The organism is Streptosporangium sp. NPDC002721 (genome assembly GCF_042888905.1).
Lineage (GTDB): Bacteria > Actinomycetota > Actinomycetes > Streptosporangiales > Streptosporangiaceae > Streptosporangium.
This window is the reverse complement of the sequence record NZ_JBIAQI010000009.1, coordinates 57,345-78,549: the sequence shown is the minus strand read 5'-3', so window position 1 is coordinate 78,549 and position 21,205 is coordinate 57,345. Positions and strand designations below refer to the sequence as shown.

Below are 21,205 nucleotides of genomic sequence, written 5' to 3'. Positions count from 1 at the left end.
GACCGGCGTGCGTCTCCGGCGAAAACTCCCTTATGGAACGAGGATGATCTTGCCGCGGTTGCGGCCGGCCTCGGCGTCGCGGTGGACCTCGGCCAGGTCGGTGAGCGGGCGGGACGCGGAGATGTCGAGGCGGACGGCGCCGGTGTCGACGAGCTCGACCAGGGCGGCGAGGTGGCTCGTGTCGTTGCGGGCCACGAAGTGCGTCGCGGTCACCGGGGAGCCGGCCGGTGCCTCGACCGGGAAGGTGATGGACACGACGACGCCGCCCGGCCGGACCAGCGGTACCAGCGTGTCGGCGCTGACCGCGACGATGTTGAGGATCGCGTCGACCGGTTCGTCCAGCGCGTCGGCGACGGGCGTGGTCGTGTAGTCGACGATCCGGTCGGCGCCGAGCCGGCGGATCGTCTCGGCACTGCGCGCGCCGGCCGTGGCGATGACGTGCGCCCCGGCGTGCTTGGCGAGCTGGACGGCGAACCCGCCGACGCCGCCGCCCGCGCCGTTGACGAGCACCCGCTGCCCGGACGTGACGTTCGCGTGCTCGAACACCGCCTGCCAGGCGGTGAGGCCGGCGATGGGGATGGCGGCGGCGTGGGCGAGCGGGACGGCGGCGGGTGCCGCGACGAGGGTTTCTGCCGGGGCGACGACGTACTCGGCCGCGGCTCCCCCGCCGTCGAGCAGGCCGACGACCCGGTCGCCGGGGGCGAGGGTGCGCACGCCGTCACCGACCTCGGCGACCGTGCCGGCGACGTCCCAGCCGAGCGTGTACGGCAGGTCGATCGGGAGGACGGAACGCAGCAGCCCCCGGCGCAGGCCGATGTCGGACGGGTTGAACGAGGTCGCGGCGACGTCGATCAGCACCTCCTCCGGACCGGGCGCCGGCCGGGGGATGTCGTCGTGGCGGATGACGGACGCGTCACCGTACCGGTGGATTCGCATGGATTTCACAGATCGAACCTATGGGCGACGCCGGAAGATGAACCATGCTTCAAGAGCCTTGATTCATATTCGATCGTCTCTCTACGGATACTCTGACCGGATGGACGTACTCAGCGACGTGGTCGCGTTCATGCGGACCGGGCGGCCGCGCTCGGCGCTGGTGGCCTGGCACGCCCCGTGGGCGCAGGAGTTCGGGGCCGTGCCCGGGGCCGCCGGTCTGCAGATAATCCTGCGGGGATCGTGCTGGCTCATCCGGCCGGGCGAGGCCCCGGTGCCGCTCGCCGCCGGGGACGTGGTGTTCCGGCCCCACGGGGACGGGCACACACTGGCCGACAGCCCCTCGCCCCCGGCGGTCGCGCCCGCCTGCGCCCCGGACGAGTTGCCAGACGTCCCGCGGTTTCACGCCAGCGTCCCCGAGGACGCCGGCCCTCCGGCCACCGTGACGCTCTGCGGCGGGTACGAGCTCGACCGGGCCCTCTCCCATCCGCTGCTGGAAGACCTGCCCGAGCTCGTCCACCTCCCCGCGCACCTCGGGCGGCACCCCGAGCTGCGCTCGACCGTGGACCTGCTCGCCACCGAGCTCGAACGTCCCCGTCTCGGCACGGACGCCATCGTCCCGGCGTTGCTCGACACGCTGCTGCTGCACATCCTGCGCGCCTGGCTCGACCGGCGTCCGCTCCCCGGGGCCACGGGCTGGGCGGCGGCGCTCAACGACCCGGCCACCACCGCCGCGTTGCAGGCCATGCACCGCGACCCGGCGCGGCCGTGGACCGTCGCGGCGCTCGCCGCCGAGGCGGGGCTGTCGCGGGCGCCGTTCGCCCGCCGCTTCACCGCCCTGCTGGGCCGGCCGCCGCTGACCTACCTCACCTGGTGGCGGATGGCCACCGCCGCCCGGCTCCTCCAGGAGTCCGACGCCCCGCTGCACGCCGTCGCGGCCAGGGTCGGCTACACCTCGGAGTTCGCCTTCGCGGGCGCGTTCAAACGCCGGTACGGCATCGCCCCGGGCAGATACCGCCGCGCCGGATGACGCCGGTCCGCCGCGGTGTCCGGAAGCATCGCGTGGCCTGGTGGCTCGGCGGCCCGATGACTCGGCGGCCCGGCGGCTCGACGGCCCGGCGGCTCGATGACCCGGCGGCCCGGCGGCCCGGCGGCTCGACGGCCCGGCGGCCCGGCGGCTCGACGGCCCCGCGCGCGGTCGTGCACGACGGCCGGGAAGGTCCGCCCGGTGACGCCCCGCGGCCCTCTCAGGCCCCGGGCAGGTCCAGCTCGCCGACGATCTCCTCGCCGCTCGTCTCCCCGGTCAGGCGGAACCCGAGCCGCAGGTAGAAGCGCTCGGGCCCGTGCTCTCCCGGGACCCACGTCACCGTCACGCGTGACTGCCCGCGCCTCGCGATCTCCGCGCACACCGACTCCACGGCGAAGCGGCCGTATCCCCGGCCCTGCTCGTCGGCGGCGATGTTCAGCCGCCAGAGCCCCGAGCGGAGCCTGTCGTCCGGGTCGTCCGGGTTGAAGCGGACGTCGAAGAAGGCCATCACGAAGCCCACGAGCCGCTCGCCGTCGTAGACCAGCCGTGGCCAGGCGGTCTCGGGTTGCGCGTACGCCTCGGCCAGTGACCACGCGACCGGGGCCACCAGCCCTTCCTGGTCGGGGCGCACCTGGAGCCGGCAGGCGGCTTCGACGTTGTCCGGCGTGACCTTCTCCAGGCGCGGCGATGAGGACATGCCGGACACCCTACAGATCCGCCCTTCCCGCCCGCCTGCCCATTTTCCGGCGCCGCCCCGGCCCGTTTTCCGGGTAAAGCCCCGACCCGTTTCCCAGCGCCGCCCCGGCTTGTTTTCCGGCACCGCCCCGACCCGTTTCCCAGCGCCGCCCCGGCCCGTTTCCGGTGCCGTCTCGGCCCGTTTCCCAGCGCCGCCCCGGCCCGTTTCCGGTGCCGTCTCGGCCCGGCGCGCCGGGAGTCCTATGCTGTCCGACCATGCGCCTCCTCCCGTCCGGCGTCGCCTCCCGGCGCTCCGCCGCCCTCACCCGGTGGGTCCTCCTGGTGACCGTGTGCCTCACCGTCCTGCCGTCCGGGGTCGCGCGGGCCGCCGCGCCGAAGAACCCGCTGCTGAGCAGCGGGAGGCTGGCGGTCACCTCCTGCCACGAACCACCGATCGTCGACAGGGGCGTGCCGCTGATGCGCGAGTATCTGACGGCCGCCCTGGGATGCCTGAACACGTCGTGGTCCGCCCACTTCGCCCGCGCGAAGCTGAAGTTCCGCAAGCCCACGGTCCGCTTCTACGAGGAACCGGACCGGCGCGTGTGCGGGGTCCGCTGGCCCGCCAACGCGGACGCCTTCTACTGCACCGAACGGGCCACGCTGGTCTTCCCGCTCACCGGCTACTGGATCGAGGGCCGGACCGACCTGTATCCCCTGAAGGTGGCGGCCCACGAGTACGGCCACCACCTGCAGAGCCTCACCGGCGTCAGGGCCGGCTACGAGGCCCGCGCCCGCTCCGACCGCGCCCACCGGGCCGAGCTCGGCCGCCGCTACGAGCTCCAGGCCGACTGCCTGGCGGGCGTGTTCCTGGGGAGCGTACGGGCCTCGCTGCCCCGTACCGGACAGGACTGGGAGGCGCTGTCCGGCGCGCTCCGCGCCGGCGGCGACGAGGGTGACCACCGCACCCACGGCACCGGCGCCAACCGGCTCCGCTGGTTCGAACGCGGCCTCCGGGCGGTCTCCCCCGCCGCCTGCGACACGTGGACCGCTCCCGCGTCCCGGGTGTCCTGACCCGCGAGGGGAGATACGATCGCGGGCTCGCGACCTCCGCCGCCTCCGGCCGTGGAACCGCGGAATCGGAGAACATGTCGTCAGCCCCGAACGCGAAGCCGAGGAGACAGCGAGATGCGCGGGTCACCGTACGACCGGGCCCCGGCGGCCCCACCGCTCCCGATCCCGCCGCCTCCGGGCGGCCCTCTCGGTGGTGTCTGATGGGGGCCCGGGACCACGAGCTGCTGCAGGCCGCTAAACGCGTCGCCATCGCGCTGGGCCTCACCCCCGACGAGGTCATGCGGCGCTTCGTGGAGCTGGGGCGCGGCGACCGCGCCGACTGGTCCAGCGGCGAGCTCCTGCTGTTCGCGCTCGCCCAGCTGGCGTCCGAGCGGCCGCTCCCTCCCGGAGCGGGCAGGCGCGCCGAGACGATCGAGGACGTCGAGGCGCCGCGCCTCGGCGTCGTCCCGGGTGACCGGCGGCGCGGTCGAGCCGCCGCGCCCGAGGGGACCCCGGGCGCGGGGGACGGCTGACCGGCCGCGGACGATCGGAGGGCCTGTACATGGAGGCCCGGGGGATGACGCCCCGAACGATCAGAGGGGTCTGTACATGATGTGCAGCCCGACGTAGCCCTTGACCGGGTGTTCGAAGCCCTCCGGCAGGGTCGCCAGCACCTCGAAACCGAGCGAGCGCCACAGGCCCACCGCCCGGACGTTGCTCTCCACCACGGCGTTGAACTGCATCGCCCGGTAGCCCTCGGCACGCGCCCAGTCCAGGGTGTGCTCGCCCAGGGCCCGCCCGACGCCGCGCCCGGCGTGATCGGGATGGACCATGAAGCTCGCGCTGGAGATGTGCGAGGCGGGCCCCATGTGGTTGGGGTTCATCTTGGCGGTGCCGAGGACGGTCCCGCCGTCGCCGACGGCGACGACCGTGCGCCCCGGAGGCTCCAGCAGCCACATCTCCCTGGCCCGCTCCTCGCTGACGTCGCGATCCCAGGTGAAGGTCTCACCGGCGGCCACGATCGGGCGGAGGAAGGCCCAGATCATCGGCCAGTCGTCGGAGGTCGCGTCCCTGATCAGCATGACGTCCAGCATGCTGATCGGAACGAGGGACCGCAAACCGTTTCAGCGGGAGAGGAGGACTGAGGGAGACCGGCGACGTTCACCTGGCGAGTACGCGGACACGGCGAACGGTCGCCCGTGACAGTCGGTCCCGGTCAGGGCCTCCCCGTCGAGAGGTCGATCCGGTGGAGGACGCCCCCCGGTCAGGGCTTCTTCGTCGAGAGGTCGATCTGGTAGAGGATGAACCCCCGGTTCACGGCCACCCCGTCGTAGAGCCGCCGGGCGGCGGTGTTGGTCTCCTGGGTGGACCAGTAGACCCGGCTGCAGTCACGGGCGCGGGCCCACCTGGTCACCTCCTCGATCAGCGCCCGCCCCACGCCCTTGCCCCTGGCGTGCGGCGCGGTGAACAGGTCCTGCAGGTAGCACACGTCCGGCGCCGTGGTGCTGGAGTGGATGAGGAAGTGCGCGATGCCGACCAGCTCGCCGCCGAGCCGCGCGCCGAGGGCGTGCATCCGTACGCCCTCCCGGAACTCGTTCCAGGCCCTGTCGTACAGCTGGGGGGTGAGCTCGCGCTCGTAGAAGTCGTTGTAGCCGTGGAACAGGGCTTCCCAGTGGGCGCGGTCCGCGGACCTGAGCTTGCCGATGCTGAGCATGCGATGTCCTTCGAGGTTCTTCGAGGTTCTTCGCTGTCCTTGAGGTCCTTCGAGGTCGTTCGAGGTTCTTCGAGCGGGAGCCGGAGGTTCAGCCCCTATGTCCCCCGTGGGAACCGTCCCGAACGCCGACCGGCTGTCGCTTTCCGACAGCCGGTCGGGGCTCCCCGGCGACGACCCCGCCTCCCGGACCTGCCAGACCTGCCAGACCTTTTCGAGAACCGGTCACCGGTACGGCTGCCACCTGACCGTCTGGTCGCGGGACCTGAAGCTGCGCATGCGGTGCTCCCACTGCGGCCGGATGCCCGGGTTGCTGCGCAGGACGGGCACCACGCTGGTGACCAGCTTCAACTCGCGGAGGCGGCGCAGCACGGGGAAGCCCGGCCAGCGGGTGACGTCGAAGCCGTAGCCCTCGGCGAGCGGCGTGTGCTCGTCCCAGGCGTAGTCCATCCGCAGGCGCCCGACCGCGACGGGGGCCAGGTCCCACTCGCGCGGGCCGATCGCCGCGCTGTCGAAGTCGCACAGCACCGGCCCGCCGGGACCGGCGATGACGTTGCCCATGAACACGTCGCCGTGGATGACCCCCCTGGGGAGCACGTACTCGAGCGCGGCGAGCCGCTCCTCGATCTCGTCGCACTCCTCCAGCAGGAAGGCGTGGTCGCCCGGGGGCAGGTCCTCCGGCTCGTCGAGCCGCTGGCGGACCTCGGTCATCGGGGTCCACCCCGGCAGGTCCGCCGGCGGGTCCGCGAGCGTGTGGAGCCGCCTGAGCATGGCGGCCAGGTCGCCGCCGCCGGGACGCGGCCCCACCTCGGGGGTCTCCTCCCAGAGGGTGACCAGGTGGCCCTCCACCCGGAGCGGCTGCTCGCAGCCGGGCAGCAGCCGCACCGCGGGGAAGTCGTGCTCGGCCAGCCAGCGGGCGACCCGTACCACCGTCGGCACACGGGAGCGGGCGGCCGAGGATCCGGCGACCCGCACCACGACGGGCGCCCTCCGCAGGCGGAAGACGGCGTTGTTGGTGAACTTGATCAGCTCGGCGTCGTCGGACGCGAGCCCCGCCCGGGCGCAGACCGACGCCAGCAGCGAGCGGAGCCGGTCGCGGGTGAGCCCGCCGGCGTGATCGGTGGTCATCGTCATGCGGCGCGCACCACCGAGATCCGCCGGGCGAGGTCCTGCGCGTCGCCGCTGTGCGCCCGCATCATGGCGACGGCCTGCAAAGGCGCGAGCCGGTCGATGATCCTCATCGACCGGATCTCGGTCGCCAGGGTGACGGCCTCGTCGCCGTTGGCGAGTCCCGAGGTCATGTCACCGGCCCTGAGCTGCACCGTCGCGAGGGCCGTCAGCTCGAAGGCCCTGCTCCTGGCCATGCTCGGGTCGCGTTGCCCGAGCGCGTCGGTGAGGAACCGCTCGGCGATGCCGAGGTGGCTGTCGAGGTGGGCCTCGGCGAGGTCGGCGTGGACCATGCCGCTCGTGGCGTCGAGGTCGGCGGTGCCGAAGAAGCTCACCCAGGCGGGCGGCTCGTGGTCGCGGGCGCGGGCCAGCTCGTCGCTCGCCCTGTTGACCGACTTGAGGGCGAGGTCGCTGTCGCCCAGCAGCGCGTACGCCCACGCCTCGTTGGCGAAGAGCATCGCCACGGTCCGCTCGCAGCTGGCGTCCTGCGCGCAGATCTGCCCGAGCTGGAAGAAGCGCAGCGCGTCCAGGATGCGGTCGCAGTGCAGGTGGACGCGTCCCATCCGGTACAGGACGTTGGCCGCGAGCGAGGGGTTCCTCGCGTGCTTGGCCTGCTCCAGCGCGCGGGCCAGGTGATTTCTGGCCGCCCCGTACAGGCCGACGTCGAAGGAGGTCCAGCCCGCGAGGTTGTGCTGGTCGGCCAGCGCCTGGTGCAGCCGCAGGGTGACCGACTCCGGGCACGTGGCCCGCAGCAGCCGCTGCGACCAGTTCAGCTGCGCCACCACCGCGTCGCGGCAGACGCCGCCCCCGTGCCGGTAGTCCAGGGCGCGCAGCGTGCGGGTCACCGCCTCGATCTGCTCGACGTCGGCCATGCCGATGCGGTACGGGACGGGGGTCTCCGTGGGCGCCAGCGGCTCGGCCCAGTCCTCGGTGTCCCCGACGGTCGCGCCGATGGTCACCTGCGCGGCGTGCGCGAGGAGGCGGCGCACCTGCTCGTCCTCGCACTGGTCGTCGCGGTGGTCGGCCGCCGCCGTCCCGGCCGCCGCCGCGCAGGAGGCGTCGTAGGCCAGCCCCATGTAGCCGCGCGGGATCCCCAGCCCGTCGGCGATCCGGCCGAGCACCTCGTACGCCATCACCTGGCGGCCCTTGAGGATCTCGGAGATCTCCGACTGCGACTGGGCCGTGAGGGCGGCGATGTGGCGCTGGGAGACCCCGATCCGCTGGAGTAACCGGTACACGGTGGCCATGTCGCGGGCGGCCAGCGCCTGGCGCATCTGCGGGCGCTCCCAGAGCGCCGGATCGATCTCCTGCGCGTTTCCACTGTTGACGTTCATGCCGACCTTCCCGGCCGAGTCCCCTTGACGCGTCGCCTTGACGTGTTGCGTTGCTGATTCACCTTGATGCTTCGCCTTGACGTTTCGCTTGACGCCAAGGTAACCGGCGACCCGGCACCGCCGGAGCCGTATCGGTGCGACCGATCATGCAAGCTGATCGGCCCCGCCTATCACCGAACCGATCTGCGGGGAGTATTGGTCCAGCGACTCTCCGTATATCGGTCTTGTCCCGCACCCTGGGTAATTCAGACCAGCGAGCGGCCGCCCCGGCGACGCCGTACCCCTGGTGTCCTACGTGTTAGGAGCGACGATGCTCACCGAGCACGCTCAGGCTCTGGACGTCGGCGTGCACGGCGGGATCCAGAGCCGCTTCCGGATGACCGCCTGGTGCCTCTCCCGGGACAATGCCGCCCGCCGCGCCCGCAGGCTGCTCCGCGACCTGCTGTCCCGGCCGCCCTTCGCCGCCCACGAGGTGGCCGAGCTGGAGGTCGTGGTCACCGAGCTGGCCACCAACGCCGGCAGCTACGCCCCGGGCCCGTACGAGCTGCGCGTCCTGCACGACCACGACCTGCCGATCAGGGCCGAGGTGGCCGACGCGGGCAGCGGGGTCCCGCTGATCGAACGCCTGCTGCACCGCCCGTTCACCACCCCCGGCCAGGTGGACGAGCTGGAGCTCGGCGGGCGGGGCCTGCGGATCGTCCACGAGTTCACCGCGGGGCGCTGCGGGGCCCGCTGGACGCGGCTGTGCGGCACCGGGCAGATCGGGACCGGCGTCTGGTTCGACCTGCCCGCCCACCGCCCCCGGACGTAGCCCCGCACGCCTGCCCGTCCCCGCACCGCCACCCCCACCGGCGATGTGGTATCAATTGAATGACCAGATAAGGACATTTGGTCAAATTTACGGGAAACGGTGGGGCCGTGAAGCCGGAGAGCAGGGAGAGCAGGAAGGCGGGACGACCGCCGCAGGACGCCTCGCACCGGCTCGCGCGGGCGCACCGCATCCTGGACACCGCCGCCGACCTCGTCCTGCGCTGGGGATACGACAAGACCACCGTCGAGGACATCGCCCGGCGGGCCGGGGTCGCCAAGGGCACCATCTACCTGCACTGGAAGACGCGCGAGGAGCTGTTCGCCGCGCTGCTGCGCCGCGAGCGGGTCGAGATGCTCACCGAGGTGCGGCGGCGGCTCGGGGACGGCCGGGCCACCCTCCGCGACCTGCTCGGGGCACTCGCCTCGGAGGTGCTCGGCAGGCCCCTGATGCGGGCGAGCATCCTGGGCGACTCGGAGGTGCTGGGCAGGCTCACGCGCCAGAAGCGGGACGGCGCGGCCGGTGCCGAGCTGGGCGGCGACTTCCAGACCTACCTCGGCACGCTGCGGGGACACGGCGCGCTGCGGAGCGACCTGTCGCCCGCCGAGCACGTGACGGTGCTCGTCTCCGTCCTGTACGGGTTCCTGCTCGTCTCGCCGATGATGCCGTCCGGGTACCGGCCCGCCGACGAGCGGCTGGCGGAGCTGATCGCCGACGCCGGCGGCAGCGCGACGGAGGCCGCGGCCCCGGTCCCGGCCGACGTCACCCGGGCGGTGACGGCGGCGACCCTGGAGTACGTCGACGCCGCCACGGAGGCCGCGCGGCGGAAACTGCGCGCCTCCCTCGGCATCGAGGCGCCCGAGGCGTCCGGGTAGTTCAAGAAGCTCAAGAAGCTCAAGAGGTTCGAGAGGTTCGAGGAGAACACGCGGTGAAGACCCTCCCCCTGGACGACGAAGCGGCCGACCTCGCGCTGGCGGGCGGCAAGGGGTCCTCGCTGGCCCGGCTGGCCCGCGCGGGCCTGCCGGTGCCCGGCGGCTTCCACGTCACCACGGACGCCTACCGCGACTTCGTCTCGCGCGACGGCCTGAACGACCAGATCATGGAGGCCGTCTCCGGCATGCCCCCGGAGGAGGCGTCGCGGCGGATCGCGGCGCTGTTCGCCGAGCGGGAGGTACCGGCGGAGACCGCCGCCGAGATCCGCGCGGCCCACGCGAGGCTCGGCGAGGACGTGCCGGTCGCCGTACGCTCGTCGGCCACCGCCGAGGACCTTCCCGACATGTCGTTCGCCGGGCAGCAGGACACCTACCTCAACGTCCGGGGCGACGGCCTGCTGGACGCGGTCCGGCGCTGCTGGGCCTCGCTGTGGACCGCGCGCGCCATCGCCTACCGGGCCACCAACGGCGTACCGCAGGAGGACGTGGCGCTGGCCGTGGTGGTCCAGGAGCTGGTGCCCGCCGACGCGGCGGGCGTGCTGTTCACCGCGAACCCGGTCACCGGCGCGCGCGACCAGATCGTGATCAACGCCTCGTGGGGCCTGGGCGAGGCCGTCGTCGGCGGGCAGGTGACGCCCGACACCGTCGTCGTCTCCAGGATTGGTGGCGAGGAGAGCGGCGAGATCGTCGAGGAGCGCGTCGGCGACAAGACCGTCATGACGGTCCGCGTCCCCGGCGGCACCCGCGAGGAACCCGTGCCCGAGGACCTGCGCCACCGGCCCGTGCTCGACCCGGCCCAGGTCACCCGGCTCGCGCGGCTCGCGACGGAGATCGAGGTCCTGTACGGGACGCCCATGGACGTGGAGTGGGTCAGGCGCGGTGAGACGTTCCTCGTCGTGCAGGCCCGCCCGATCACCCGGCTCAGACAGCGGGTCGAGGAGTGGAACGACAGCCTGACCGGCGACTACCTGTGGACCGGCGCCAACCTCGGCGAGGCCATCCCCGACGTGATGACGCCGTGCACGTGGTCACTCGTCCAGATCTTCATCGGGGAGGCGATGTCGACGTCGGCGTTGCCGGGCTTCACCATGGTCGGCAACATCGGCGGCCGCTTCTACATGAACCTGAGCGTCGTGTTCTCGGTGGGGCACGCCCTGGGCATGCGGAAGCGGCTCGGCGCGGTCGAGCAGGTCTTCGGCAGGCTGCCGCAGGGCCTGGACGTGCCGCTGCTGCCCGCCTCGCGCTGGCAGATCGTCAAGAGCGTGCTGCCGCTCGCCTTCACCCTGCGCAAACGGATCGCGGCCAACACCACGAGGATGCCCGGCTTCCTCGCCACGGCACGGCAGCGATGCGAGGACCTGCGCGAGCGGATCGCCGTCACCGCGACCACGGGCGAGCTGGCCGGGCTGTGGGAGGCCGAGCTGCTCCCGTACTTCGTCGAGGCCTGCCGGACCCTGGAGGCCGCCGGGCGGCAGGGCGGCAACATCCTGGTCATGACCCGTGCCAGGCTGCGCGAGCTGGCCGGCGAGCAGGACGCCGAGGCGATGCTCACCGGCGCCAACGCCGACGGGGAGCTGGCCAGCCTCGGGACGATCGTCGGCCTGGAGAGGCTCGCCGCAAGGGAGATCGACAGGGAGACGTTCGCCCGCCTCTACGGGCACCGGGGCGCGCACGAGTTCGAGGTCTCCGTCCCCCGGCCCGGCGAGGACCCGCGGTGGATCGACTCACAGCTCGCGGCCGTTCCCGCGAGCAGCGGGCACGCCGGGGCGCTGCTCGGCCACCAGCGGGAGGCGCGCGAGGCGGCCTGGAAGCGCTTCGCGGAGCGTCACCCGCGCAAGGTGGCGGAGACGCGCCTGCGGGTGGCGCGGTGGAACGCGATCGTCCGGGACCGGGAGAACGCCCGCTCCGAGGTGGTCCGCGCCTTCTGGGCGTTGCGCGCCTTCGTCCTGCGGGCCGGGGAGCTCACCGGCCACGGCGACGACCTGTTCTTCCTGTCGATCCAGGAGATCCTCACCGTCCTGCGCGGCGACGACGCCCCGACGGGGCGGGTGGCGGTCCGGCGGGCGACGTACGAGCGGTACGCGGCCCTGCCCGCCTATCCCACGCTGATCGTCGGCCGCTTCGACCCGGAGCGCTGGGCCGCCGACCCCGACCGGCGCGGGGACATCTTCGACGCCAGGGGCGGCGGTGCCCCGGTGAGCGACACCGTGACGGGCTTCCCCGGGGCGCCGGGCGTCGTCGAGGGCGTGGTCCGCGTCATCGCCGGACCCGAGGACGGCGACAGGCTCGCCCCAGGCGAGATCCTCGTGACGACGCTGACCAACATCGGCTGGACCCCGATGTTCCCCCGCGCCGCCGCCGTGGTGACCGACATGGGCGCCCCGCTGTCCCACGCCTCGATCGTCGCCCGCGAGCTCGGCATCCCGGCCGTGGTCGGTACCGGCAACGCGACCATGCGCCTGCGCGACGGCGACCGGATCAGGGTGGACGGCGAGCGCGGCACGGTCGAGCTGCTGGAGCCGTGATCCCCGGCCCGCCGCCGGAGCCGTACTCCCCCGGCCCGCGCGGTGCCAGCCGGGCGTGGCGGAAAAACAAGCGGTGCGGGACGGGCCCGTTCTGTTAGCGTCGATGGGGTTCCGCCGGGCGAGGTCCGGCGACGAGTGTGGAGGAAGCCATGGCTGCCCGGAATCTGACACCGGGCCACCGCATCGCACCGGCCGTTCCGGCGCGGTGACGATCGAGGTCGACGCCTGAGACGTTCAGGGCTTGAGACGTTCAGGGCTTGAGACGTTCAGGCCTGGGACGTTCAGGCCTGGGACGTTCAGGCCTGGGACGTTGGCCTTAGGCGTTCAAGGACGTCTGAGACGCCACGTCCGAGACGCCCGAGAGGCGTTCGAGGGTTGATCGGCCTTTCCCGTGTGCCCCGGTGATGTCGCGATCATTTTCACGCACGACACCATTGGAGCTTTCCCTTGTCACACGACATCCCATCCACCTGGTACGCGAACTTCTTCACCGAACTTCCCAACGAGTTCTGGCGGCGCGCGGCGACGCCGGAATCCACCGAGGCGGACGTCGACTTCATCGAACGCCGTCTCGGCCTGCGCCCCGGCGCCCGTGTCCTCGACGCGCCCTGCGGCAGCGGCAGGCACACCCTCGCGCTCGCCGCACGTGGTCACCGCCTGACCGGCGTGGACATCTCGGCCGAGGCCATCGGGCACGCCCGGCGGGCCGCGGCCGACGCCGGGCTCGACGTCGAGCTCGGCGTCGCCGACATGCGGGACATCCCGCGTGACGGCTCGTTCGACGCCGCCGTCTGCATGGGCAACAGCTTCGGCTACCTCGAACCCGGGGAGACCCGCGAGTTCGTCGCCGCGCTGGCGGACGCGGTCCGGCCGGGCGGAGGGCTGGTGGTCGACTTCAACGCGACGGCCGAGTCGGTCCTGCCCGGCTACCTGGGCGAACCACGCGAGATGCGGACGGGCGACATCACCGTCACGGCGACGACGGGGTACGACGTCGCTCGCAGCCGCCTGATCAGCGGGTATCGCTTCACCCGGGGCGCGGAGGAGCTTGAGGTCACCGCGATCCACCACGTCTACACCAGCGCCCACCTGGGCCAGATCCTCACCGAGGGCGGGTTCACCGGCGTCGAACGGTTCGGCGGGCCCGACGGCTCGCCCTTCGAGATCGGTTCCGGACGGTTGCTGCTCACCGCACGCCGGGCGGAAGACCCGCCCCCGGCGGGAACGTGAGCACCGCGCCCTGACCCGAGCCTGAGCCGACGCCTCACCGCCCGCCTCCGGAAGACCGGAAGAACCGGTTCTCGGGGGCGGGCGGTGCGGTGATCACGTTTCAGGCCCCGCTGATGTGCTCCCGGCCTACGGCCCCGTCCGGCGTGGCGGCTTGTCACGTGGAGTACGGGAAGCACAGGGGACCTACGGGAACACGTCACGACGCGGGAAACCGGGGAAGGACCCCGTAGGAGAAGACGAACCATCGAGGAAGGCCACGGCTCATGAGGATCACGCTGGTCCAGGGGGACATCACCACGCAGGACGTCGACGCCGTCGTCAACGCCGCCAACTCCTCGCTCATGGGCGGCGGCGGGGTCGACGGAGCCATCCACCGGCGCGGTGGCCCCGCCATCCTCGCCGCGTGCCGGGACCTGCGCGCCTCCCACTACGGCAAGGGGCTCCCCACCGGCCAGGCCGTGGCCACCACCGCCGGAGAGCTCCCGGCTCGCTGGGTCATCCACACCGTCGGTCCCGTCCACTCCCTCACCGAGGACCGCACGCACCTCCTGGCCTCCTGCTACCGCGAGTCCCTCCGCGTCGCCGACGAGCTCGGCGCCACCAGCGTCGCCTTTCCCGCCGTGTCCGCGGGCGTCTACGGCTGGCCGATGGACGACGCCGCCCGTACCGCCGTCGACACCGTGCGGGCCACCCCGACACAGGTGACGGACCTGCGGTTCGTCCTGTTCACCCCGGAGGCCTACGCCGCCTTCGAGAAGGCCCTCGACGCCACCGCGTCGTGAACCGGCCCCGGCTGGGCGGCCCCACAACCGACGCTTGTTCACCCGGGAGGCTCCTCGGTCACCACCGTCCGGGCATCCTTCCACCCTCTGGCGAGCGGCCCGAACCCCGGAACCGGCTCACTCGGGAGCCTCTCCGGTAACCGTCACCGTCGTGCACCGGCAGGCACCGATGGACGACACGCTCGTCAAGCGGGCTCGTCGCCGAGCGCTCCCTCCAGCCCCAGCTCTCCGTCCGGGTAGGGCGGCGCGGGACGGCGTCCCGGCAGGAAGCGCCGACCGGCTCCGCGACGTGCCCGCGGGGCGAGGGTGAAGGCCCCGGTGAACCAGGCGGCGAGCAGCGCGCGGTCGATCAGTGTCAGGCCGGTGCCCGCCGCGTACTCCCTGGCCGGAGCCGTGAAGGTCGCCGAGGTGACGAGCACGCCACGGTGGCCGGGGTAGGCGTGGAGCGCGCCGAGAAGGTCGCGGATCTGGGGGGAGCCCACCGAGGTGCCCCAGCGCTTGCACTGGATGACGAAGCGGTCGCCGCCGGGCGCGGTCGCGACGACGTCGACGCCGCCGTCACCGCTGCCGCCGATCCTGCGCACCCCGTGGAAGCCCTCGCGCCGCAGCAGGGCCTCGACGAGGGTCTCGAACCGGTCGCCGGTCATGTGGTCGACGCGTTCGAGGCGCGCGTTGTCGCGCAGCCATTCCCGCTCCCGGGTCTCGATCACCCGATGGCGGAGCAGGAGCACTCCGGCCAGGGCCGCGATCAGCGCGATCGTGCCGCCGATCACCAGCGGCCAGTTGGCGACGACGACGTCGACGAGCCACATGGCGACCACGACGAAGGCCACGGCCGCGACCGCGTACAGAAACCAGCTGTCGTCGCCCTTGCGCCGGCGTGGTCTTCGCCCACCGGACGCCCTCCGTCGCACCGTCCTGGCGGGTGTCCGTCGCCGTGCCATCGCGCACCTCCGGGGGACGAGGTTGGAACGTTGCCGCTGACCCTGTCGACTGTGACGACGGGTACCGACAATTTCCAGGGCGACGTGCTTTGGGACGACCGGCGAACGCGGATTCGTACCGGCCGCATCCGATCCGCCCTACCTTGACCCCCAGTCCGGCCTCAGCCCGACACGGTCGCCTCCAGATCGCGCGAGAACCGCCGCCGGTCGGGGGTCGTGGCCCCCGGCGGGTGGGAGGAGACGACGACCTGTCCCAGCGGAAGGGCCGCGAGGCACCTTTCGAAGGCCGCCACCCCCTCCTCGGGACTCAGCCCTCCGGTCAGGCTCTTTCCGGTGAGCTCGCGGTGGCGGCGTTCCGTGTCGCGGGCCATCCCCACGCCGTTCCAGCGGTCCCAGTTGATCGACAGCACCGGTACGCCTCCGCCGTCGCGCCGGGCGCCGAGGGCGAACGTGTCGAGGAAGGCGTTGGCGGCCCCGTAGCAGGTGAGCCCGGGAGCCCCGGAGAACGCCGCCAGCGAGGAGAACAGCACCACGAAATCGGGGAGCGCGCCCACCTCCCGCAGCACCGAGACCAGGGTGGCGGTCCCCTCGGTCTTGGCCCGCAGGGCCGCGGCGATGTCGTCCTCGGTCAGGAACTCCGCCGCCCCGCCCCCCGGCACGCCCGCGGCGTGGATCACCCCGTGGATCTCGCCGAATCGCGACCGCGCCTCTTCGAGGACCTCCCTGAGACGCCGGGCGTCGGCGACATCGGCGCCGCGCACCAGCACGTCGCCTCCCCGCTCCGCGAGAGGAGCCGTCAGCGCCGTGCCCTCCCGGACCTCGGGACCGCCGAACCCCCCGGAACCGCCCGGGCCCGCTGGATCCCCTTGCCTGCCGGGGCCGTACGGCGGGAACGTGCCGGGCACCTCGCGCCCGATCAGGACGAGCCGCGCCGAGTGCGCGGCCACGAGGTGCCCGGCCAGTCGCAGCCCGACCCCGCTCGTCCCCCCGGTGATCACGTAGGTCCCGCCCCGGCGCACCGAGGGGCTCCCGTACGTGCCGGGCGCCACGTCCAGCGGTTCGAACCCGCGCAGCCAGCGATGCCCCGCCCTCAGGCCGACCGGGTCCTCGTACGGCGGGCGGCAGAGCTCGGCCAGGAGTTCCGCGGCTCGGATCCCGTGGTCTCCGTCGTCGCCGGGGTCCAGGTCCACGAGCCGGACACGCGCACCGGCCAGCTCGCGGCGGAGCGGCCCGGCGGCTCCGACCGTAAGGGCCGCCCTCGGGTCGAGCCGCTCACCTCCGGTGATCTCCAGCGCTCCCCTGGTGACCAGGCAGAGATCGGTCTCCGGACGGCCGCTCAGGGCACGGGCCAGACCGACGACGTGGCCCAGCGGCGGGCAGACCTGGGCGGGCAGCGACGCTCCCCAGAGGCAGACGATCCGCGACGGCCCGTCCGCGTCGTTCTCCACCGTCTTCAGGAGCCGCTCGTAGTCCTCCCCGCGCCGGGGGTCGATCGTGATCCGGTCCCGGGTCACGTGGTGGAACGCGCGGCCCGGGGTGACGACGACGGTCGTGGCCCCGTAGCCCTCCAGCCTCGCGACGATCGCCTCGGCGAGGGGCGACGAGTCGGAGAGCAGGATCCAGCTGTGTTCCCGCACGACGGGGCCGAGATCGGCCGGGGGCACCTCCACGGCCCGTTTCCAGGTGATCCCGTACAGACCGCCGGCCGGAAGTTCCCGTACCGTGGTGGCGGGCTCCGTGACGCGCGGCCGGTCAGGCGGGTGAACGGCGGTCGACGCTGTCGGCACTGTCGGCACTGTCGGCACTGTCGGTACGGAGGGATGGGGCACCCCGGGCGACTTGAGGCGCCACTCCGGCCGCGGGGAGGGCAGATCGGCCTCGACACCCGCCTCCCGCAGCCGGGCCAGCGCGCCGAGCAGGACCTCCCCCTCGGCTCGCTCCTCCGCCGGATGGCGGGTGACGTTGACGACGACGGAGCCCGTACCCGCTCGTGTCCGGGCCAGCGTGGTCAGGGTCGTGCCCGGTCCCACCTCGACGAGGATCTTCGGACCTCCGGCCAGGACCCGGCCGAGCCCGGCGTCGAAGCGGACCGTCGCCCGCAGCTGGGTGACCCAGTACTCGGGGTCGGCGAAGTCGGCGTCGCCGGTCCCCGTCACGCAGGAGACGAGGCGCACCGAGGGACGACGCAGCGGGACACCGGCGAGGAACTCGCGGAACTCGCCGATCACGGGGTCGACCAGGGCCGAGTGCGCGGCGGTGCCGAGCGGCAGGAGGCGGCAGGCGATCCCGCGCCGGTCCAGGAGTTCCCTGACCTCGGCGACGTGGGCGGCCGGACCGGTGAGCACGCAGGACGCCGGGCCGTTGACCGCCGACAGGCACACCCCCTCCCCGAGGAAGGGCTCGACCTCCCGCTCGGAGGCGGGAACCGCCAGCATCGCCCCGTCGCGCAGGGTGGCCAGGAGTTCCCCGCGCCTGGTCACGACGGCGAGGGCGTCGCGCAGCGACATGACGCCCGCGACACAGGCCGCGGCGTACTCGCCGAGGCCGTTCCCCATCAGCAGGGAAGGGCTCACCCGCCGCGCCATCAGGAGCCGGGCGAGCGCGATCTCCATCACGAACACGGCCGGTGGCGCGTGCGAGGGATCGGCCTTCCCAGGTTCCTCCTCCGTCGCGCGCTTCAGGAGCACACCGGGCCCGCCGGGTTCGCCAGGCCGGGCGGGTTCGTCCGAAAGGGCCGGTGCGGCGTCCGCCCACAGGGTGTGCAGTCGCTCGGCGACGGAGGAGTCGGGCAGCAGGTCCAGGCATTCGTCCACGGCCGCACGGAAGACCGGCTCGTCCCGGTAGAGCCCGCGACCCATCCCGGGATACCGCGTCCCCCCGCCGGGGAACATGAACACCACGTCACCACCCGTACGAGCCGCGGGGACGGGTGCGCCGGGAAAGCGGCAGGTGATACCCACGGCCGCGATGTCCGCACCTGTGACCTCGGCACCCGAAACGTCGGCACCCGGGATACCGAGGCCGGGGGCGCCGGGATCGGGAGCACCCGGTCCGGGTGTGCCGGGCCTCCGAGTGTCGAGATCAGGGCCCCCGGAGCCAGGAGGGTTGGGAGTGCCGGGGCAAGGGGTGCCGGGAACGGGAGTTCCTGGGCCGGGGATACCGGGGCCGGGGCTGCCGGGGCTGCCGGGACCGGGGATCCCGGGGCCGGGGACGGCCGGGTCGGGAAGGCCGGGACCGGGGCTGCCCGGCCTCGGGCCCCCGGGCCTCGCGACACCACCGGTGCCGCCATGCTCGCCGATGCCGCCCAGGCCACCCGTGCCGTCGAGGCCGTCGAGGCCGTGAAGTTCCTCAGGACCGTCCAGGACACCGGGACCGTCGAAAACGTCCAGGCCGTCGAAACCGCCGGGACCATCAAGACCACCAGGGCCGTCAAGACCGTGCAGTCCCTCAGGACCGCCGAAAACGTCCAAGCCACCAGGACCGTCGAAACCAGCAGGGCCGTCGAACCCGTCGAGGCCGTCCGTGTGCGTCGCGTTCACCTCTGTCGTCCTTTCCAGCGACGTTCCTCCGGCGACCGGCCACCGCCGAGCGGACGCCTCCCGCTCACGGCGGCCGACCCCGGCCTCTCGCGCTTCCCCTCAGCGGTCGTGGAGGGCCGCTCGGCGGCTGCGGAACTGTTCGGTGAGCACCGCCACGTGCTCACGCCGGTAGCCCTGCTCCATCGCCCTCAGCACGCGCTCGCGCATCACGCCGAGGTAGGACTGGTCGATCCCCGCCCGTTCCGCGATGCCCGCCAGGTTGTTGAGGACGTCCAGGTGCGAGGTGAGCGGGGCCTGCTCGAAGGTGTAGTCACGACGCGCGATGAGGCCGAGCCCGACGCCGATCGTGTTCTGGAAACCGGGGGCGTAGAGGGGGACGGACTCCGCGAAGTCGTTGAGGGGGACGCCCATGCTCTCGGCGATGGCCGAGCATTCGAGGAAGCCGTTGACGAAGGCGTAGTAGAAGGCGCTGGAGACGATGTGGTAGGCCTTGGCGTAGCAGGGGTCGGGCCCCAGGCGCACCTGCTTGCCGGAGAGCGCCTCGGTCACGCCCGCCAGCTCCTTGAAGTCCTCGACCGCCCCGCCGTAGACGGTGAAGCAGTCTTCGGTGCCGATGGCGTCCGGGTAGTTGAGGATCGCGGCCTCCAGGTATCTGCCTCCCGCGCCCTCCACCCGTTTCCGCAGGGGGACGACGTCGTCGGGAATGCCGCTGGCGTGCTGGACGACGAGCCTGCCGGAGAGACCGGCCCCGGTCTCGTCGAGGACCGCGTGGGTGATCTCGTAGTTGAGGAGGCACAGCAGCACGATCGGGGAGGACTCGATCGCCTCGGCGGCCGTCGCGTGGAGGTAGACGTCCCGTCCCGCGAGCCTCTCCGAGCGTTCCGGCGTACGGTTCCAGACCGAGACCTCCAGGCCCGAGTCGACGCAGGCCCGTACGATCGCGGAACCGACCACCCCGGCCCCGATGACCGTCACATCCGTCATGTCAGTGCTCCATCCTGGTGAAGGTCATGACCACCCCGCCGACCTCGGCGATGTCCGCCCACGCGGCGAAGGCGCCGAGCGTCCGCGCGGTGCCGGGTATCTGCGCGGTGCCGGGTATCTGCGCGGTGCCGGGTATCTGCGCGGTGCCGGGTGTCTGTACGGTGCCGGGTATCTGCGCGGTGCCGGGCGCCCGTACGGTGCCGGACGTCCCGCGCCCGGTGTCCGGCCGCGTCCCGTGCTCCCGTGGCCCGCGCGTGAGCGGGGAGAAGGAGTCGCGTACGTCCTCGGTGACGTCGACGAGCTCCGTGACGGCCATCCCGGCCCGCCGCGCGGCCGACAGGTGATCTTCCGGCGTTTCGAGCGACGCGGCGTTCGGCATGGCCAGGCGGGAGCCGACGCGCTCGCGGATCTCCTCGGTCATCGGAACCCGCGGGTAAGGTGTCTCGACCACCAGGCGGCCCTCCGGGCGCAGGACCCTGGCGAGGCGCCCGTACAGGGTCGCGATGTCGAGGTGCGGGGTGACCTCGAAGGCCAGCACCGCGTCGAACGAGGCGTCGGCGAACGGCAGGTCCGTCGCGTCGACGCGCCGGAACCGCACCATCTCCTCCACGCCGTGCGCCGCGGCGTGCTCGGCTCCCTCGCGCAGTGCCTGCCGGTCGATGTCGATCGCCACGACCCGCGCGCCCAGGGTCCGGGCCAGGCGCACCGCCGGACGGCCGTCGCCGCAGCCCACGTCCAGCACCCGGGAGCCGTGGCCCACCCCCAACCTGGCGAGCACGAAGTCGGTCATCCGCTCCGTGGCCTCCAGGAGAGGCGCGAGATCGGGAGAACCCGCCCAGAAGCCGTGGTGCCGGTCGGATCTCGCGATCTCACCCATCAGTGCCGCGAGCTCGTTGTAGGTCGACTCGATCTTCGAGGACGGCGGGGGGCCGGTCCTGACGTTTCCCGCGTCCGTCCGGACCCCGGGAGCATCACCATTCAGACCAGAAATGAGAGACCCCCTTCAACCAAACATGACCAGAGAAACGCGAGCTACCCTATTAGGGGTAAATCGCCGGTTGAACGAATCCGCCAGCCGAGCAAAACACTAGCAGCGGGCGCCACCTCAGTCGATGACCCCGAATATTGGTTTCTCGCCAGACAAGGTCGACGTTTCCTCCGATATCATCGTCGACGTCCCACCCTTTCACCACAAAGCCCTTCTTGAGCAAAGGTCACTTAAAACAAATCCCTCTTTCTTCCGTTTCCCCTTTCCCGTCCCACGCGCATCCTGAGCACGGCGACCTGCCAGGACACGCTGAGCGTCCGGGCATCCCTGCCGGAAACCCGACGCGGCTCCCTTCACTCGCGAGCCGGTCGGCCAAGGCCATCCTCACCCTCGGAATGCGCGAGGCAGGACGAAAACACTCGGCGGCGATGTCCATACTTTGCTCCATTCGCATTACGTCTGGCTCCGACAGCAGGAGCATCCATGGCACGGCAACGGGAAAATGCCGACGACCCGGCAATGGGCATCGCCAGATCGTTCATGAAAAATCGCATTTATCCGTATTTGAACAACAGG

At 72.5% G+C, this 21,205-nt stretch carries 18 protein-coding genes; 8 read left to right on the top strand and 10 right to left on the bottom strand.

Annotated features, from left to right (window positions below; all coding sequences use genetic code 11):
- Positions 1-30 precede the first annotated feature (30 nt).
- Entirely contained in the window at positions 31-936 is a 906-nt protein-coding gene (locus ACFYWM_RS14215; protein WP_389914433.1) for an NADP-dependent oxidoreductase, read from the bottom strand.
- Positions 937-1,036: 100 nt separating this feature from the next.
- Between ACFYWM_RS14215 and ACFYWM_RS14210 the strand changes: the two genes are divergently transcribed.
- The gene (locus tag ACFYWM_RS14210) at positions 1,037-1,963 is read left to right on the top strand and encodes an AraC family transcriptional regulator (protein ID WP_389913814.1); all 927 of its coding nucleotides are present in this window, start codon (positions 1,037-1,039) and stop codon (positions 1,961-1,963) included.
- Between the two features lie 217 nt (positions 1,964-2,180).
- On the opposite strand, the gene ACFYWM_RS14205 is transcribed toward ACFYWM_RS14210, so the two are convergent.
- Positions 2,181-2,657 (bottom strand): GNAT family N-acetyltransferase, encoded by a 477-nt coding sequence (locus ACFYWM_RS14205; RefSeq protein ID WP_389913811.1) that lies wholly within the window; start codon positions 2,655-2,657, stop codon positions 2,181-2,183.
- Positions 2,658-2,911: 254 nt separating this feature from the next.
- Between ACFYWM_RS14205 and ACFYWM_RS14200 the strand changes: the two genes are divergently transcribed.
- Entirely contained in the window at positions 2,912-3,706 is a 795-nt protein-coding gene (locus ACFYWM_RS14200; protein ID WP_389913808.1) for a neutral zinc metallopeptidase, read from the top strand.
- A 200-nt stretch (positions 3,707-3,906) separates the two neighbouring features.
- Entirely contained in the window at positions 3,907-4,218 is a 312-nt protein-coding gene (locus ACFYWM_RS14195) for a hypothetical protein (protein WP_389913804.1), read from the top strand.
- A gap of 60 nt (positions 4,219-4,278) precedes the next feature.
- On the opposite strand, the gene ACFYWM_RS14190 is transcribed toward ACFYWM_RS14195, so the two are convergent.
- From ACFYWM_RS14190 to ACFYWM_RS14175, 4 genes are all read right to left on the bottom strand, one after another.
- Positions 4,279-4,767 carry a GNAT family N-acetyltransferase gene (locus ACFYWM_RS14190; protein ID WP_389913802.1) on the bottom strand — a complete coding sequence of 163 codons (489 nt, stop codon included), beginning with the start codon at positions 4,765-4,767 and terminating at the stop codon, positions 4,279-4,281.
- A 182-nt stretch (positions 4,768-4,949) separates the two neighbouring features.
- On the bottom strand, positions 4,950-5,399 hold the full coding sequence (locus ACFYWM_RS14185; protein WP_389913799.1) for a GNAT family N-acetyltransferase: 450 nt from the start codon (positions 5,397-5,399) through the stop codon (positions 4,950-4,952).
- Between the two features lie 222 nt (positions 5,400-5,621).
- Entirely contained in the window at positions 5,622-6,530 is a 909-nt protein-coding gene (locus tag ACFYWM_RS14180) for a phosphotransferase enzyme family protein (RefSeq protein ID WP_389913796.1), read from the bottom strand.
- Positions 6,527-7,897: a helix-turn-helix domain-containing protein gene (locus tag ACFYWM_RS14175; protein WP_389913793.1), complete on the bottom strand. Its 1,371-nt coding sequence runs from the start codon at positions 7,895-7,897 to the stop codon at positions 6,527-6,529. The genes ACFYWM_RS14180 and ACFYWM_RS14175 overlap by 4 nt, the downstream gene beginning before the upstream one ends.
- A gap of 310 nt (positions 7,898-8,207) precedes the next feature.
- Here ACFYWM_RS14175 and ACFYWM_RS14170 point away from each other — a divergent pair, with 310 nt between their 5' ends.
- From ACFYWM_RS14170 to ACFYWM_RS14150, 5 genes are all read left to right on the top strand, one after another.
- Entirely contained in the window at positions 8,208-8,708 is a 501-nt protein-coding gene (locus ACFYWM_RS14170) for an ATP-binding protein (protein WP_389913790.1), read from the top strand.
- A 107-nt stretch (positions 8,709-8,815) separates the two neighbouring features.
- The gene (locus ACFYWM_RS14165) at positions 8,816-9,580 is read left to right on the top strand and encodes a TetR/AcrR family transcriptional regulator (protein ID WP_389913787.1); all 765 of its coding nucleotides are present in this window, start codon (positions 8,816-8,818) and stop codon (positions 9,578-9,580) included.
- Between the two features lie 53 nt (positions 9,581-9,633).
- The gene (locus ACFYWM_RS14160) at positions 9,634-12,162 is read left to right on the top strand and encodes a PEP/pyruvate-binding domain-containing protein (protein ID WP_389913784.1); all 2,529 of its coding nucleotides are present in this window, start codon (positions 9,634-9,636) and stop codon (positions 12,160-12,162) included.
- A 447-nt stretch (positions 12,163-12,609) separates the two neighbouring features.
- On the top strand, positions 12,610-13,392 hold the full coding sequence (locus tag ACFYWM_RS14155; RefSeq protein ID WP_389913781.1) for an SAM-dependent methyltransferase: 783 nt from the start codon (positions 12,610-12,612) through the stop codon (positions 13,390-13,392).
- Positions 13,393-13,655: 263 nt separating this feature from the next.
- On the top strand, positions 13,656-14,174 hold the full coding sequence (locus ACFYWM_RS14150; RefSeq protein ID WP_389913778.1) for an O-acetyl-ADP-ribose deacetylase: 519 nt from the start codon (positions 13,656-13,658) through the stop codon (positions 14,172-14,174).
- A 185-nt stretch (positions 14,175-14,359) separates the two neighbouring features.
- Here the strand turns inward: ACFYWM_RS14150 and ACFYWM_RS14145 are convergent, their stop codons facing one another.
- The 4 genes from ACFYWM_RS14145 to ACFYWM_RS14130 all read right to left on the bottom strand — a co-directional run bounded on the left by ACFYWM_RS14145 (position 14,360) and on the right by ACFYWM_RS14130 (position 20,518).
- The gene (locus ACFYWM_RS14145) at positions 14,360-15,118 is read right to left on the bottom strand and encodes a restriction endonuclease (protein WP_389913775.1); all 759 of its coding nucleotides are present in this window, start codon (positions 15,116-15,118) and stop codon (positions 14,360-14,362) included.
- 161 nt (positions 15,119-15,279) lie between these two features.
- Entirely contained in the window at positions 15,280-18,009 is a 2,730-nt protein-coding gene (locus ACFYWM_RS14140; protein WP_389914430.1) for an SDR family NAD(P)-dependent oxidoreductase, read from the bottom strand.
- A 747-nt stretch (positions 18,010-18,756) separates the two neighbouring features.
- Complete coding sequence (locus tag ACFYWM_RS14135) at positions 18,757-19,641, bottom strand: NAD(P)-dependent oxidoreductase (protein ID WP_389913773.1); 885 nt, start codon at positions 19,639-19,641, stop codon at positions 18,757-18,759.
- A 1-nt stretch (position 19,642) separates the two neighbouring features.
- Entirely contained in the window at positions 19,643-20,518 is an 876-nt protein-coding gene (locus ACFYWM_RS14130) for an SAM-dependent methyltransferase (RefSeq protein ID WP_389913770.1), read from the bottom strand.
- Positions 20,519-21,205 lie beyond the last annotated feature (687 nt).

What these genes read in the sequence shown, in the direction of transcription:
- ACFYWM_RS14215 (WP_389914433.1), bottom strand. Translation starts at nt 936, where the DNA reads ATGCGAATCCACCGGTACGGTGACGCGTCCGTCATCCGCCACGACGAC.
- ACFYWM_RS14210 (WP_389913814.1), top strand. Translation starts at nt 1,037, where the DNA reads ATGGACGTACTCAGCGACGTGGTCGCGTTCATGCGGACCGGGCGGCCG.
- ACFYWM_RS14205 (WP_389913811.1), bottom strand. Translation starts at nt 2,657, where the DNA reads ATGTCCTCATCGCCGCGCCTGGAGAAGGTCACGCCGGACAACGTCGAA.
- ACFYWM_RS14200 (WP_389913808.1), top strand. Translation starts at nt 2,912, where the DNA reads ATGCGCCTCCTCCCGTCCGGCGTCGCCTCCCGGCGCTCCGCCGCCCTC.
- ACFYWM_RS14195 (WP_389913804.1), top strand. Translation starts at nt 3,907, where the DNA reads ATGGGGGCCCGGGACCACGAGCTGCTGCAGGCCGCTAAACGCGTCGCC.
- ACFYWM_RS14190 (WP_389913802.1), bottom strand. Translation starts at nt 4,767, where the DNA reads ATGCTGATCAGGGACGCGACCTCCGACGACTGGCCGATGATCTGGGCC.
- ACFYWM_RS14185 (WP_389913799.1), bottom strand. Translation starts at nt 5,399, where the DNA reads ATGCTCAGCATCGGCAAGCTCAGGTCCGCGGACCGCGCCCACTGGGAA.
- ACFYWM_RS14180 (WP_389913796.1), bottom strand. Translation starts at nt 6,530, where the DNA reads ATGACGATGACCACCGATCACGCCGGCGGGCTCACCCGCGACCGGCTC.
- ACFYWM_RS14175 (WP_389913793.1), bottom strand. Translation starts at nt 7,897, where the DNA reads ATGAACGTCAACAGTGGAAACGCGCAGGAGATCGATCCGGCGCTCTGG.
- ACFYWM_RS14170 (WP_389913790.1), top strand. Translation starts at nt 8,208, where the DNA reads ATGCTCACCGAGCACGCTCAGGCTCTGGACGTCGGCGTGCACGGCGGG.
- ACFYWM_RS14150 (WP_389913778.1), top strand. Translation starts at nt 13,656, where the DNA reads ATGAGGATCACGCTGGTCCAGGGGGACATCACCACGCAGGACGTCGAC.
- ACFYWM_RS14145 (WP_389913775.1), bottom strand. Translation starts at nt 15,118, where the DNA reads ATGGCACGGCGACGGACACCCGCCAGGACGGTGCGACGGAGGGCGTCC.
- ACFYWM_RS14140 (WP_389914430.1), bottom strand. Translation starts at nt 18,009, where the DNA reads ATGTTCCCCGGCGGGGGGACGCGGTATCCCGGGATGGGTCGCGGGCTC.
- ACFYWM_RS14135 (WP_389913773.1), bottom strand. Translation starts at nt 19,641, where the DNA reads ATGACGGATGTGACGGTCATCGGGGCCGGGGTGGTCGGTTCCGCGATC.
- ACFYWM_RS14130 (WP_389913770.1), bottom strand. Translation starts at nt 20,518, where the DNA reads ATGGGTGAGATCGCGAGATCCGACCGGCACCACGGCTTCTGGGCGGGT.